Here is a 13,828-nt window from a genome sequence, read left to right as displayed (position 1 = left end):
CGCAACGAGAACTCGTACGGCCACATCATCACCATCGAAGACCCGGTCGAGTTCGTGCACCCGCACAAGAACTGCATCGTCACGCAGCGCGAGGTCGGCCTCGACACCGAGGGCTGGGCCCAGGCGCTGAAGAACACGCTGCGCCAGGCGCCCGACGTGATCCTGATGGGCGAAATCCGCGATCGCGAGACGATGGAGCACGCGGTGGCGTTCGCCGAGACGGGCCACCTGTGCATGGCCACGCTGCACGCCAACAGTGCCAACCAGGCGCTCGACCGGATCATCAACTTCTTCCCCGAGGAGCGCCGCGCCCAGCTGCTGATGGACTTGTCGCTGAACCTGAAGGCGCTGGTGTCGCAGCGGCTGCTGCCGCGCCAGGAAGGCCGCGGGCGGATCGCCGCGGTGGAGATCATGCTGAACACGCCGCTGATCTCCGAGCTGATCTTCAAGGGCGAGGTCTCCGAGATCAAGGAGATCATGAAGAAGTCGCGCGAGCTGGGCATGCAGACCTTCGACCAGAGCCTGTTCGACCTCTACGAGAACCACCTGGTGACCTACGAAGACGCGCTGCGCAACGCCGATTCGGTGAACGACCTGCGGCTGCAGATCAAGCTGAACAGCAACCGCGCGCGCAGCAGCGACCTGTCGGCCGGCACCGAACACCTGACGATCGTCTGAGGACGCGCCCCCGATGAGCACCAAGACCTACGAGCCGATCGCCGCGCAGACCGTGGCCTTCCTGGGCCTGGGCGTGATGGGCCACCCGATGGCCGGGCACCTGGCGCGCGCCGGGCACCGCGTGACCGTCTACAACCGCACCGCGGCCAAGGCGGCGCAGTGGGTGAAGGAGTACGGCGGGGCGAGCGCCGCGACGCCGAAGGCCGCGGTGGCCRGCGCCGACCTGGTGTTCGCCTGCGTCGGCAACGACGACGACCTGCGCGCTGTGACCACCGGGCCGGACGGCGCCTTTGCCGGCATGAAGCCGGGGGCGATCTTCGTCGACCACACCACCGCCTCGGCCGAGGTGGCGCGCGAGCTCGATGCCGCCGCCCGAAAGCTCGGCCTGCACTTCATCGATGCACCGGTGTCCGGCGGCAACCTGGGCGCGATCAACGGCGCGCTGACCGTGATGTGTGGCGGCGAGGCCGGCGCGTTCGCGAAGGCCCAGCCGGTCGCGATGGCGTTTGCGAAGGCCGTCACGCTGCTCGGCGAGAGCGGTGCCGGCCAGCTCGCGAAGATGGTGAACCAGATCTGCATCGCCGGGCTGGTGCAGGGCCTGGCCGAAGCGGTCGCGTTCGGCCAGAAGGCCGGGCTCGACATGAAGGCCGTGCTCGGCGTGATCGGCAAGGGCGCCGCGCAGAGCTGGCAGATGGACAATCGCGGGCCGACGATGATCGACGGCAAGTTCGACTTCGGCTTCGCGGTCGACTGGATGCGCAAGGACCTGGGCCTGGTGCTCGACGAGGCCAAGCGCAACGGTGCGCGGCTGCCGGTCACCGCGCTGGTCGACCAGTTCTATGCCGACGTGCAGGCCACGGGCGGCCAGCGCTGGGACACCTCAAGCCTGATCACAAGGCTGAAATAGCCCACCCCCGAAGCGCCTTCGGCGCCTCCCCCTCAAGGGGACGCCGCTGGCGGCCCGGCAAAGCCGGTTCCGCGGCGGCTGCTGGATCGGTCAGGGCTTGTTCGACGAGGTGGCGGGCTTCGGCGGGTCGGCCGGGCGCAGCCGCGCAAGTTCGTCTTCGGAGACGATCTCGAACACCCGCACCACCTTCTGCACGCCGCTGATGCTGCGCGCCAGGTCGGTCGCGCGGTCGGCCTCGCGCTGCGTGACAACGCCCATCAGGTAGACGGTGCCGCGCTCGGTGACCACCTTGAATGCGTTGGCCATCACGTCGCGCGCATCGATCAGCGTCGCCTTGACCTTGCTGGTGAGCAGCGCATCGCTCGCGCCGCTGCGGCTGAAGGTGTTGCTGCCGGCCAGCGAGATCTCGTTGACGACGGTGCGCACGTTCTCGAGCTGCGTCACGGCCTGTTCGGCGGCGGCCTTCTCGGTGTCGGTCTGCACCTCGCCGGTCAGCAGCACCATGCGGTTGTAGCTGGTGATGCTGACGCGCGACTTCTGCTGGTCGGTGACCTCGCTCAGGCGCTTGCCGCCCTTCAGCTCGATGGACTGGTCTTCGATCTGGGCACCGGAGGTGCGGCGGTCGGTCGCGACCAGCGTGCCGCCGACCATCGCGCCGCCGATGAAGAAGGCGGCGCAGCCGGACAGGCTGGAGGTGGCCACGACGGCGGCCACGACGACGGTGAGGGGAGAAAGACGGGACGAGAGAGACTTCATGTGTTTTCCTGTTCACCCAGCAATTGCAGATCGACCGCATCGCACAGGCAATGCAGCGCGAGGATGTGGACTTCCTGGATGCGCGCGGTGCGTTCGTGGGGCACGCAGATGTGCACGTCGGTTTCGGTGAGTTCGCCCGCCATCTTGCCGCCACCGCGGCCGGTGAGGGCGATCACGGTCATCTCCTTCGCGTGGGCCGCCTCGACGGCGGCCAGCACGTTGGCGGAGTTGCCGCTGGTGGTGATCGCGATCAGCACGTCGCCGGGGGCGCCGAGCGCCTGCACCTGCTTCGAGAAGATCGCAGTGAAATCGTAGTCGTTGCCGATCGCCGTCAGGATCGACGTGTCGGTCGTCAGCGCGATCGCGGCGAGGCCGGGGCGTTCGCGCTCGAAGCGGCCGACGAACTCGGCCGCGAAGTGCTGGGCATCGCTCGCCGAGCCGCCATTGCCGCAGGCCAGCACCTTGCCGCCGGAGGTGATCGAGCCGACGACGGCACTGACGGCATCGGCGATGGGACGGGAGAGGATCTCGGCCGCGGCGTACTTCAGGTCGGCGCTGTCGAAGAATTGTTGCTGGATTCGTTGTTCAAGCATGGGCATGGATCATATGACACGGGTGCACCAGCTTGGTTCCGAGGGGTGTGACCGCCCGCTCAGCCCCTTTCAACCTGCGTCGAAGGCCGCTTTCAGCCACTCCAGGTGCTCGCCGTCGATGGCCACCACGTCGAAGCGGCAGGGCGGCAGTGTCGGGCAGGCGCGCAGGAAATGGTGCGCCGCGAAGATGACACGACGTTGCTTGACGCCACCAACGCTTGCCGCCGCGCCGCCATGGCCGAGCCGGGCGCGGGTGCGCACCTCGACGAACACCAGCGTGCCGTCGCGCTCGCGCAGGATCAGGTCGACCTCGCCGCCGCGGGCACGCGGGCCGGCCGCGACCCGATAATTGCGCCGCACCAGCACGAGGCCATGACGCAGCAGGTGCGCGAGCGCCCGTGCCTCGCCGTCGTCTCCCACCTCCTTCGTCGTCTGGACCATCGTGACCCTGGACTCATCGTTGTTGCTGAAGGCTGCCGAGGCGGCGGCGGGCGCGCAGCAGTATCCCGCCGGCGCGCTCTATGTGGTCGCGACGCCGATCGGCAACCTGGCCGACATCACGTTGCGCGCGATCCACGTGCTGTCGCTGGTCGACGCGGTGGCCTGCGAGGACACGCGGCACAGCGCGCAGCTGATGCGCCACCTGGGGCTCGACAAGCCGCTGTTGGCGGTGCACGAGCACAACGAGCGCGAGGCGGCGCAGGCAGTGCTGGCGCGGCTGGCGCGCGGCGAGCGGGTGGCGTACGTGAGCGATGCGGGGACGCCGGCGGTGAGCGATCCGGGGGCGGTGCTGGTGGCTGCGGCGCAGGCGGCGGGGTATCGGTGCGTGCCGCTTCCCGGGGCCAGCAGTGCGTTGGCGGCGTTGAGCGTGGCGGGGGATGCTGTCACTGGCGGCTTCGAGTTCATCGGCTTTCTTCCGCCCAAGGGCAACGAAAGAGCCCAGGCCATGCAGGCGATCGCGATGCGCGCAAACGCGCAAGTGGTGTTCGAAGCACCCCACCGCATCGAGAAGTTGGTGAAAGGCATCGCCGATGCATGCGGCGACCGGCTCGTCACACTGTGCCGCGAGCTGACCAAGCAGTTTGAAAGCATCGTGACCTTGCCAGCCGCAGGTCTTCCGGCATGGATGGCCGAGGACGAACACCGCCAGCGCGGTGAGTTCGTTCTCGTGGTCCACGCCCGACCCGTTCAGCATGATGAATCCGCCGCAAACAGCGAAGCAACACTCAAGCTCCTGCTGGCTGAATTGCCGTTGACACAGGCCGTGTCATTGGCCGCCACCATCACCGGCGCCTCCCGGAATGCGCTCTATGCACGGGCATTGGCGATGCGGGAAACCGATTGAAGCGCGGCGATGTGAGCCGAGAGATCAGACCTTGTCGGTCTGCACTCGTCGATGCTCGGCGGTGCTTCTGGAGGGAGAGCCTGGGCTTTCAGGCGGCCCATCAAGCACGTCCCACTCCTTGTCGTCAGGAAAGTCTTCTTGAGGGCTCTTTGCGATGGCCTCGTCGAGTTCCTTGAGTGTTCCAGCGACTACCAACTTCTGGCTCTCCAACTTCGTGAGTTCCCGTCTTGTCCGATCAATGCGTTGTGAAAGTTGCTCATACTCCTTTCGCGACTCGCGCCTTGCTTCGCGAAGCTGAGTTGCATCGGCCGACTGTATGAAGCCGGACATCCGCTGAATGGCATCCAGGTTTCGTGTGTTCTGCTGGAGCATCGCCAAGTCGTCTCTGTACATCCTTTTCAGATGACGCGATTTCTCAATCGACGCGGGAGACGTCACTGGCAAGGACTTGCGCTTTCCCTGGGGTTCGCCCGGACGGATGATCCGAAGCGCCCCTTTCGGCGGCACTTGCCTCGCGAGTCGCGGACTCGACGGTTCACCCGAGTTGCCTGGGGATGACGTTCGTTGCTCCGACACAAAATCGCTCGAGATCTGGCGTGGTATGACTTGCGTGTCCAGTTCACTTTCAGGGCGAATGAACTCGGATTTCAACTCGCCGGACTCATCCAACCTGGGTTGCAGAATCTTCCAGGCTATCAACGCCTCTTCCGGCAGTTGCGGAGGCTTCGCTTCGTCGCTGGGAGGCCCTCTATGCCGTCGAGACGACTTGACCTCCAATGACTGCTTGACTTCCGACTCGGCACTGCGCCGCTGCTTCCTTGTCTTCTTCGACAGTTCCTTGCTCTTTTTCTTGTCCGCCTTCGAATCGGTGGGATGCCCGTCCGTTCGCCGGGTCTTTGCCGCGTCTGACTTTCGCTCTAACAAGAAGATCTCCTGACAACAGGTCCATGGGTGACTGCCGTGCCGGACGCCCCGGCCTCGCCTGAGTAACCACCGCGCGGTCACAGTTCCCAAAGGCCTTCGCTCGACCGAGAACCGACCCCCTCCTAGAATGCCCCACCACCCACAGGAGCCGCCATGATCTCGCGCGAACCCACCCTCGAACGACTGGTCGTCGCCCGCTCGCTGCTGCTCGAACCCTTCGGCCTGACCGATGCGACGCTGGCCAAGGCCCTGCAGGCCATCGCGACGCACCGCATCGACGACGCCGACCTCTACTTCCAGTACACGCGCAGCGAAGGCTGGAGCCTCGAGGAAGGCATCGTGAAGAGCGGCAGCTTCGGCATCGACCAGGGCGTCGGCGTGCGCGCGGTGGCCGGCGAGAAGACCGCCTTCGCCTACTCCGACGACATCTCCGAGGCCGCGCTGCTCGATGCGGCCGCCACCGTGCGCACCATCGCCGCGGCCGGCCAGAGCCGCACGGTCAAGATCACCGGCACGCCGAAGATCGCCGGCAGCCGCGTGCTCTATGCGCCGATGGACCCGATCGCCACGCTCGACAGCACGCAGAAGGTCGCGCTGCTGGAGCGCGTCGAGAAGCTCGCCCGCGCCAAGGATCCGCGCATCAAGCAGGTGATGGCCGGCATCGCCGCCGAGTACGACGTGGTGCTGGTGGCCCGCGCCGACGGCACGCTGGCCGCCGACGTGCGGCCGCTGGTGCGGCTGTCGGTCACCGTGATCGCCGAGCAGACCATCGCCGGCGAGATGCGCCGCGAGGTCGGCTCCGGCGGCGGCGGCGGCCGCTTCGGGCTCGGCTACTTCCACGACAACATCATCGAGAGCTACGTCAACGATGCCGTCAAGGCCGCCCTCACCAACCTCGAATCGCGCCCGGCCAAGGCCGGCGAGATGAGCGTCGTGCTCGGCCCGGGCTGGCCCGGCGTGCTGCTGCACGAGGCCATCGGCCACGGGCTCGAAGGCGACTTCAACCGCAAGGGCTCCAGCGCCTTCAGCGGCCGCATCGGCCAGCGCGTGGCGGCCAAGGGCGTGACGGTGCTCGACGACGGCACGCTGCCCGACCGCCGCGGCTCGCTGAACGTCGACGACGAAGGCAACGCCACGCAGCGCAACGTGCTGATCGAGGACGGTATCCTGAAGGGCTACATCCAGGATTCGATGAACGCCCGCCTGATGGGCGTCGCCCCGACCGGCAACGGCCGCCGCGAGAGCTATGCCGCGGTGCCGATGCCGCGCATGACCAACACCTACATGCTGGGTGGCGACAAGACCAAGGAAGAGATCATCGCCGGCCTGAAGCGCGGGCTGTACGCCACCAACTTCGGCGGCGGGCAGGTCGACATCACCAGCGGCAAGTTCGTGTTCTCGGCCTCCGAGGCCTTCTGGGTCGAGAACGGCAAGATCCAGTACCCGGTGAAGGGCGCCACGATCATCGGCAATGGGCCCGACGCGCTGACCCGCGTCAGCATGATCGGCAACGACATGAAGCTCGACACCGGCGTCGGCGTGTGCGGCAAGGAAGGGCAGAGCGTGCCGGTGGGGGTCGGCCAGCCCACCTTGCGCATCGACAAGATGACGGTGGGCGGGACGGCCTGAGCGCGGCGCCCGGGCAGGGCACGGAGAGCGGTTCTACACGTTGGAGGCGCTGGCCTCCGACAAGGCGAGTTCACGGGCCTTGTGCTGCCACTTGGCCAGCTTCTGCTCTTCCGCTGTCAGAAGTTCTCCGAGTTGCCCGACTTTCTTCGCATGCTCGGCCGCTTTGCGCTCCGCCTTGCTGTGCGATACCCCTTCGGTCTCGACTGTTTCGGTGGCAGAGATCAACTCCAACGCGGGCAGCTTCTGGATACTGACAGTGCCGCGCTTTTGCCGAGCCTCGACTTCCAACTCCGCAACGGAAACTTTAAGCCCCTGGAGCACCTCCTCCAGTGAAAATGTCGCGTCCCCAAACACCTTCTTGGCGTCAACGTCGCCGCCCTCGGCAGATTCAAGTACGTCGCCCGGTGCCTGAAGCGCGGCTCGGCGCCCAAGCTCTGCTTTCAATCTCTGAATCGCGCCTTGACATTCTTCGGTGCCGCCTTCGTTGAGATTCTCCAGGAGGGATGCTCGCGCATCCAAGTCCAACACGCGCTGTTGCAGCGTGCTGATCTCGGCTCTTGCCGCGGCTGCCTGGCGCTTGTATTCCTGCGCGGCCTGTCCCAGACCGGCGCGGCTCCCCTCCATGCGCTCCAGCTTTTGAAGCGCCTCCTTGATTTCTTGCTCTGAGGCGCCCTGCATCGATCCCAGCAGGCTCTCGATGAGATTGTTGGTGCGACTCTTGCCCAGTGTCAGCTTCTCAGCGGCGGGAGTACCCCTCGGCGAGTGAACCGAAGATGTCCACGCGTGTCTCGGGCTGGTGGTATCGGCCCCATTCCTCCACTGATTGAACGTCGGCAACAGGGAGTCCGAGTCGGACGGCTGGGAGGCAAAGGTGGCGCGTTTTTCAGTGGACAGCGCTGTCGGTCGATCAATGGATAGATTCGTCCCAGACAGGTCCAATGTGTGGCGAGCGTTCTTCTTGCTCGTCTTATTACGATGGAGCAAGTCGTTCTTCTCCTTCGACCTCGGGCTCTGCACCTTGCTTTCCGCACGATCTTTCTTTTTGACTCCGGGTGGGGGCCTCATTGCTTTCTCCTGATTGGCAAGCCGTCGCGGCCCTGCATTGATGAGTGACTGCGATAACCGGACTCGCCCTGACTGCTGATGACTCTCGATATCGCATCGCGTGAGTAACACCGCCTCGAAGGGCGTTCCGTGCATCGCCTCACGTTTCGGGCCGTGCCAGCAGTGCGTCGAATTCCTTCGCGAGGTTCTCCACTCGGGCCGCAGACGCTTCGATGCGAGTCTCCAGCGCTCGCACGTACTTTGTTGCGGCACGGAGCTCGAGCTTCAACGTGCTGGTGGTTTCGAGCTCCCCGTTGAGCCTTTCCCGACAGGCCAGCAGCTGATTCGCACGGCCGGACGATTCGAGGTGCTCCCGCAACACAACGCCTTGCTGCTGCACCTTGTTCAATTGCAGGAGCAGCTGTTCGGCAGAGGCATCGTCATTGCGCGTCATCGCACCCTCGATCGCGCGCAAGAGCTCGTCTTCGTCTCGACGCTGCCGTGTCCGCCGTTCGTCAGATTCCGGGTCGATCGTGGGCCTCCGTGGTGACTGCAGGCCCGAGTCAAGCGTTGCACGAGCGTTTTGACGCTCCTTCTGGCCCAATGCCTTGCCATCAGGCTGCGCGCTCGTCCGACCTCGGATGACGAAGTTCTTCAGCGACGGCCCGCGAGACGAGGGGAGTTTGCCGGGGGGCTGGCCTTCCATGGTCAGGTTCCTTTCCTGAGGTGTCGCTGCAGCAAGGCGTGCATCCGCCTGCCCGCATTGGTAACGACACCGCCAGGCCGGTTCCCCTCTTGCCCTCTCTCTTGCCCCTCCTACACCACCCGCACGCTCAACACCGGCAAGCCCGCGATCTCCCCCTGCATCACATCCCCCGGCACCACCGGCCCGACGTTCTCCGGCGTGCCGCTGAAGATGATGTCGCCGGGCTTCAGCTCGAAGGCCTGCGACAGCTTGCTGATCTGCTCGGCCACGCTCCAGATCATCTGCTTCAGGTCGGCGTTCTGCTTGAGCTGGCCGTTCACCTTCAGCGTGATCGAGCCCTGCGTGAAATGCCCCACCTGCGCCACGCGGTGGATCGGCCCGATCGGCGCCGAGCGGTCGAAGCTCTTGCCGATCTCCCACGGCTTCTTCTCGTCGCCCATCGCGCGCTGCAGGTCGCGGCGCGTCATGTCCAGCCCGATCGCATAACCGTAGACCAGATCGAGCGCCTGCTCCGGCGGCACGTTGCGCCCGCCGCGGTGCAGCGCCGCGACGAGCTCGATCTCGTAGTGGTAGTTCTTCGTCAACGGCGGGTACGGGTGCTCGGCCGTGCTGCCGGGCGCCACGAACTGCACCGCGTCGCTCGGCTTCTGGAAGAAGAACGGCGGCTCGCGGTTCGGGTCCGACCCCATCTCGCGCGCATGCGCCGCGTAGTTGCGGCCGATGCAGTAGATACGGCGCACCGGGAACAGCTCGGTGCTGCCGACCACCGGCAGCGTCGGCTGCGGCACCTCGAACGCGGTCTTCGCGCCGCCGGCCGCGCGGGTGTCGGTGGCGCAACCGGCCACGGCGCCCAGGCCCATTGCCGCGCCGGTGGAAATCAGGTGTCGTCGGTCCATGCGTGTCTCCTGTCTTGTTGGCAAACCGCCATTGACCCGCGCCTGCGCGGCGCTGTCAATTTCCCCGCGACGGCGAACACCTGTGCAAAAAACGAGCTTGACGGCCGATCGGGAGGCCGTGCTACATTCGCGCCCATGCGTTTCGTCCCGTCCTACTTCTTTGCCTACTTTTGGTTCTCGCACCGCCCGGCGGAGGAGAGGTCAGCGCGTAGGCTGTAAGACACAAACGCAAAGAACTCACCAAACCGCCGGGTCTCCCCGGCGGTTTTTTTTTGCCCCCGCAGTTTTCACCGTCCATCCCAGCAGGAGATCACGCTCATGAACGCCAAGTCCGCCAGCGCCACGGAGGGTTGGTATGCGCCCATCGACAAGACAGGCCAGACCGACGACGAAAGGATCCAGGACGTGACTCCGCTGCCCCCGCCCGAACACCTGGTTCGCTTCTTCCCGATCCGCGGCACCGCCGCCGAAACGCTGATCGCCGACACGCGCCAGCGCATCAAGAACATCGTCGCCGGCCGCGATGACCGCCTGCTCGTCGTGATGGGCCCCTGCTCGATCCACGACCCGGTCGCCGCCGTCGACTACGCCCGCAAGCTGCGCGAACAGCGCCTGAAATACGCCGACACGCTCGAGATCGTGATGCGCGTCTACTTCGAGAAGCCGCGCACCACCGTCGGCTGGAAGGGCCTGATCAACGATCCCTACCTCGACGAGAGCTACCGCATCGACGAGGGCCTGCGCATCGCGCGCCAGCTGCTGACCGAGATCAACCGCCTGGGCATGCCGGCCGGCAGCGAGTTCCTCGACGTGATCTCGCCGCAGTACATCGGCGACCTGATCTCATGGGGCGCGATCGGCGCGCGCACCACCGAGAGCCAGGTGCACCGCGAGCTGGCCTCGGGCCTGTCGGCGCCGATCGGCTTCAAGAACGGCACCGACGGCAACATCCGAATCGCCACCGACGCGATCCAGGCCGCGGCCCGCGCGCACCACTTCCTGTCGGTGCACAAGAACGGCCAGGTCGCGATCGTCGAGACGCGCGGCAACCCCGACTGCCACGTGATCCTGCGCGGCGGCAAGACGCCCAACTACGACGCCGTTCACGTCGAGGCCGCCTGCAAGGACCTCGAAGCCGCCAAGCTGAACCCGTCGCTGATGGTCGACTGCTCGCACGCCAACAGCAGCAAGCAGCACGAGCGCCAGATCGACGTCGCGCGCGACATCGCCGGCCAGGTCGCCGGGGGCAGCCGCCGCATCTTCGGCGTGATGGTCGAGAGCCACCTGAACGCCGGGGCGCAGAAGTTCAGCGCCGGCAAGGACGATCCGGCCCAGCTCGCCTACGGGCAGAGCATCACCGACGCCTGCATCGGCTGGAACGATTCGCTGACGGTGCTCGACGTGCTGCACCAGGCCGTGAAGGCGCGCCGCCGCTGAACGGACGGGGCCGACCCCGCGTCTGCGCATGTAAGGTCGGTCACGCAGATGTAGCGCGGGTAAGCCCTGGCAAGAAGTCTGGCTGCAGCAGGCCGGATCGGGTGCAATCGACGTCCGATCCACTTGCCCGGGGGCACGCCATGACCACGCCGCACCGCATTCGCAGCAGCCTGCTGGCCCTGACGCTGGGTGGCGCGGCGCTGCTGGCCTCGGCAGTGACGCCGGCGGCCGAGCCCTCGGCCAAGGACAAGGCCGCGATGGAAGCCGTGTTCACCCGCGTCGACGTGAACGGCGATGGCAAGCTGTCGCGCGAGGAGGCCGAGCGCCTGCCGGTGATCGCATCGATGTTCGACAAGCTCGATGCCGACCACGATGGCCAGCTGACGCTCGCGGAGTTCGCGGTCGGGTACTACGCGGCGCCCTGACGGCGCCGCTCAGTCAGCGTCTCTGGCCAGCCGCTCGCTGCGCCAGTACACATCGTCGCCGCCCAGCCCGTCGAGGTTGGCGCGGTTCAGCACGCGCGCCAGCACGAACAGCAGGTCGCTCAGCCGATTCAGGTACTGCCGCGGTTCGGCACGCACCGCTTCCTGCGCCCCCAGCGCCACCACCGCGCGCTCGGCGCGGCGCGCGATGGTGCGCCCCACGTGCGCGATCGCCGCGCTGCGCGTGCCCGCCGGCAGGATGAACTCCTTCAGCCGGGGCAGCGCCGCATTGTGGTGGGCCAGCGCCTCGTCCAGGCGCAGCACCGCATCGCCCTTCAGCAGCTCGTAGCCGGGGATCGACAGCTCGCCGCCGAGGTTGAACAGCTCGTGCTGGATCACGACCAGCAGCTCGCGCACCTCGTCGGGCAGCGGCTCGGCGAGCAGCACGCCGAGCGTCGAGTTCAGCTCGTCGACATCGCCCATCGCCTGCACGCGCAGGTGGTCCTTCGGCACGCGCGTGCCGTCGCCGAGGCCGGTGCTGCCGTCGTCACCGGTGCGGGTGGCGATCTGGGTGAGTCGATTCGCCATGCTCAGGGCTGCTGCTGCGGCTGCGCCTGGATCTGTGCCGCCTTGGCTCGCATCACGTACTGCTGGTAGGCCGGCAGCGCGATCGCCGCGACGATACCGAGCACGATGAACGCCGGGAAGACCCAGGCCAGGATCTTCACCGAGCGGGTGTTCGGCGGCGGCGGTGCACCGTACTCGTTGCTGCCCGGCGTACCGGCCTTGAAGAGCCAGATCAGCGCGACGAACGGAATGATCGCGAGCAGCACCGTCCAGCCGCTCCAGCCCATGTCGTGCGAGCGTTGGATCATCATCATCACGGCCCAGACGGCATAGACGATGCCGACCACGCCGTACACGGCCACCATCACGAACGGCGATTGCGTCACCGCCGCGATCACGCCGGCCACGATGAACACCGGCAGCATCAGCAGGTAGCTCGCACCGAGGTAGGCGAGGTAGCGCAGGCGGCCGATGCGCCCGCGCGCCGACCACAGGTTGATCGGCTGGACCTCGCCCGATGCACGGTCGATGTCGGCGACGGCCGCGCGCGGCGGTTGGTACGGGTTGGCGGACGGATTGGCGGTGGCCATGCAGGGGTTCTCCTCGGGATGATGTGGTGTCGTAGGCCGGGGATCGGCGCGGCCATCGTAGCGGAGCCCTCGTGTCGCGCCTAGCACCCCGAGTGGGGATTCTGGGGGGATGACGCGAGCGGATGGGGGCCGCTACAGCAGCCGCGAGCGCTTCACCGCGTGGTACCGGTTCACCAGCGCCACCGGCAGGTCGCGCGGCTCCACGTCCACCGACAGCGCGTCCTGCCCGGTCACGCGCCGGAAGGCATCGCGCCGCGCCTGCTCGAACCAGTGCGCGCCGGCCACCTCGACCGCCCGCTCGGCCACCCCCAGCGGCTGGCCCGCGATCTCGCGCAGCACCCGCTCGCGCAGGCTCGCCACCAGCACCAGGTGGCGCGTGCGCATCAGCTTCAGCGCCGGGGCCAGCTCGGCCGCATCCTCGTCGCGGAAGTTGGTCAGCATGATCACCAGCGCCCGCTTGCGCTGCAGCCGCATCACGTCGCGCGCCGCCTCGAGGTAGTCGGAGTGGTCGGTGCCGGGCTCGATGTCGTACAGCCGCGCCATCATCGCGTTCAGCGTCGCCGCCCCCTTGCGCGGCGCGAAGCGGCGCTGCTGCCCCGGCGCATGGCCGAAGCTCAGCGCGCCGACCTCGTCGCCCTCCTTCAGCGCAACGTGGGTCAGCAGCATCAGCGCGTTCAGCGCCTGGTCGAAGTGGCCGCCGTCGGCGCTCGTCGCCCCCTCGTCGGCCCGCATCCGCCGGCCGCAGTCGAGCAGGAACAGCACGCACTGGTCGCGCTCGTCCTGGAACTGCCGCACGATCGGCCGGCCGTGGCGCAGCGTCGCCTTCCAGTCGATGTGGCGCACCGGGTCGCCGCTCTGGTAGTCGGCAAGCTGCTTGAAATCAGTGCCCTCGCCGCGCTGCGCATAGGTCTTGATGCCGATCTGCGACAGCCGCCGGTCGCCGGCCAGCCACGCATAGCGCGCGACCGCCGCGAAGTTCGGGTACACGTGCAGCAGCTGCGGCTCGCCCAGCAGGTGCAGCCATTCGAAGCTGCCGCCGCGCGAGCGCAGCCGCAGCTGCGTGCCGCCGAAGCGCACCCGGCCGCGCCGGCGCGGCGTCACGCGGTAGCGCAGCTCGATGCGCCGGCGCCCCGGCAGGCGGAACGTGCGCGGCAGGCCGTCGAAGTCGAGCGTGCCGTCCAGCTCGTCGAACACGCTGCCGCGCCAGCCGAGGGTCGCCGTGTTGACGAGGTTGAGCACCAGCTCGCGCGGCACGCCGATCGCGAGCGCCTGCGGCAGCCGCCGCTCCAGCCGCAGCGGCGCGCGCGCCCAGCTGCGGCGCGTGTGCCACAGGT

General features: G+C 67.3%; 16 protein-coding genes. 6 read left to right on the top strand and 10 right to left on the bottom strand.

Annotated features, from left to right (window positions below; translation table 11 throughout):
* Window positions 1-678, top strand: a 678-nt coding sequence (locus AC1D12_RS10140; protein WP_477840228.1) for an ATPase, T2SS/T4P/T4SS family, incomplete at its 5' end; no start/stop codon positions are given.
* A gap of 13 nt (window positions 679-691) precedes the next feature.
* A complete protein-coding gene (locus tag AC1D12_RS10135) occupies window positions 692-1,585 on the top strand; it encodes an NAD(P)-dependent oxidoreductase (protein ID WP_477840226.1) in 894 nt (297 codons plus the stop codon).
* 90 nt (window positions 1,586-1,675) lie between these two features.
* On the opposite strand, the gene AC1D12_RS10130 is transcribed toward AC1D12_RS10135, so the two are convergent.
* The 3 genes from AC1D12_RS10130 to AC1D12_RS10120 all read right to left on the bottom strand — a co-directional run bounded on the left by AC1D12_RS10130 (window position 1,676) and on the right by AC1D12_RS10120 (window position 3,375).
* Complete coding sequence (locus AC1D12_RS10130; RefSeq protein ID WP_477824740.1) at window positions 1,676-2,341, bottom strand: BON domain-containing protein; 666 nt, start codon at window positions 2,339-2,341, stop codon at window positions 1,676-1,678.
* A complete protein-coding gene (locus AC1D12_RS10125; protein ID WP_477824739.1) occupies window positions 2,338-2,934 on the bottom strand; it encodes a phosphoheptose isomerase in 597 nt (198 codons plus the stop codon). Before AC1D12_RS10125 ends, AC1D12_RS10130 begins: the two co-directional genes overlap by 4 nt.
* Window positions 2,935-3,003: 69 nt before the next feature.
* Window positions 3,004-3,375 carry a YraN family protein gene (locus tag AC1D12_RS10120; protein ID WP_477824738.1) on the bottom strand — a complete coding sequence of 124 codons (372 nt, stop codon included), beginning with the start codon at window positions 3,373-3,375 and terminating at the stop codon, window positions 3,004-3,006.
* 1 nt (window position 3,376) lies between these two features.
* Between AC1D12_RS10120 and rsmI the strand changes: the two genes are divergently transcribed.
* Window positions 3,377-4,279 carry a 16S rRNA (cytidine(1402)-2'-O)-methyltransferase gene (gene rsmI, locus AC1D12_RS10115; protein ID WP_477840224.1) on the top strand — a complete coding sequence of 301 codons (903 nt, stop codon included), beginning with the start codon at window positions 3,377-3,379 and terminating at the stop codon, window positions 4,277-4,279.
* 24 nt (window positions 4,280-4,303) lie between these two features.
* Here rsmI and AC1D12_RS10110 read toward each other — a convergent pair whose 3' ends face one another.
* The gene (locus AC1D12_RS10110; protein ID WP_477824736.1) at window positions 4,304-5,203 is read right to left on the bottom strand and encodes a hypothetical protein; all 900 of its coding nucleotides are present in this window, start codon (window positions 5,201-5,203) and stop codon (window positions 4,304-4,306) included.
* 153 nt (window positions 5,204-5,356) lie between these two features.
* On the opposite strand from AC1D12_RS10110, the gene tldD reads away from it, so the two are divergent.
* The gene (tldD, locus tag AC1D12_RS10105; protein ID WP_477840222.1) at window positions 5,357-6,832 is read left to right on the top strand and encodes a metalloprotease TldD; all 1,476 of its coding nucleotides are present in this window, start codon (window positions 5,357-5,359) and stop codon (window positions 6,830-6,832) included.
* A gap of 33 nt (window positions 6,833-6,865) precedes the next feature.
* Here the strand turns inward: tldD and AC1D12_RS10100 are convergent, their stop codons facing one another.
* From AC1D12_RS10100 to AC1D12_RS10090, 3 genes are all read right to left on the bottom strand, one after another.
* Window positions 6,866-7,897, bottom strand: a complete 1,032-nt coding sequence (locus AC1D12_RS10100; RefSeq protein ID WP_477824734.1) for a hypothetical protein — start codon at window positions 7,895-7,897, stop codon at window positions 6,866-6,868.
* A 139-nt stretch (window positions 7,898-8,036) separates the two neighbouring features.
* Window positions 8,037-8,582, bottom strand: coding sequence for a hypothetical protein (locus AC1D12_RS10095; protein WP_477824733.1), 546 nt, complete (start codon window positions 8,580-8,582; stop codon window positions 8,037-8,039).
* A gap of 110 nt (window positions 8,583-8,692) precedes the next feature.
* The gene (locus AC1D12_RS10090) at window positions 8,693-9,478 is read right to left on the bottom strand and encodes a fumarylacetoacetate hydrolase family protein (RefSeq protein WP_477840220.1); all 786 of its coding nucleotides are present in this window, start codon (window positions 9,476-9,478) and stop codon (window positions 8,693-8,695) included.
* Window positions 9,479-9,796: 318 nt separating this feature from the next.
* Between AC1D12_RS10090 and AC1D12_RS10085 the strand changes: the two genes are divergently transcribed.
* Together AC1D12_RS10085 and AC1D12_RS10080 are read left to right on the top strand one after the other, a co-directional pair.
* Window positions 9,797-10,915 carry a 3-deoxy-7-phosphoheptulonate synthase gene (locus AC1D12_RS10085; RefSeq protein WP_047508163.1) on the top strand — a complete coding sequence of 373 codons (1,119 nt, stop codon included), beginning with the start codon at window positions 9,797-9,799 and terminating at the stop codon, window positions 10,913-10,915.
* A 140-nt stretch (window positions 10,916-11,055) separates the two neighbouring features.
* On the top strand, window positions 11,056-11,340 hold the full coding sequence (locus AC1D12_RS10080) for an EF-hand domain-containing protein (RefSeq protein WP_047508166.1): 285 nt from the start codon (window positions 11,056-11,058) through the stop codon (window positions 11,338-11,340).
* A gap of 9 nt (window positions 11,341-11,349) precedes the next feature.
* Here AC1D12_RS10080 and AC1D12_RS10075 read toward each other — a convergent pair whose 3' ends face one another.
* The 3 genes from AC1D12_RS10075 to AC1D12_RS10065 form a co-directional block, all read right to left on the bottom strand.
* Window positions 11,350-11,925, bottom strand: a complete 576-nt coding sequence (locus AC1D12_RS10075) for a cob(I)yrinic acid a,c-diamide adenosyltransferase (RefSeq protein ID WP_047508167.1) — start codon at window positions 11,923-11,925, stop codon at window positions 11,350-11,352.
* Between the two features lie 2 nt (window positions 11,926-11,927).
* Window positions 11,928-12,494 carry a DUF805 domain-containing protein gene (locus AC1D12_RS10070; protein ID WP_477824731.1) on the bottom strand — a complete coding sequence of 189 codons (567 nt, stop codon included), beginning with the start codon at window positions 12,492-12,494 and terminating at the stop codon, window positions 11,928-11,930.
* A gap of 132 nt (window positions 12,495-12,626) precedes the next feature.
* Window positions 12,627-13,828, bottom strand: a 1,202-nt coding sequence (locus AC1D12_RS10065) for a DUF58 domain-containing protein (RefSeq protein ID WP_477840219.1), incomplete at its 5' end; no start/stop codon positions are given.

It is taken from the genome of Rhizobacter sp. P1_G5, from assembly GCF_056405435.1.
This window is presented reverse-complemented; position numbering and strand designations above follow the sequence as displayed.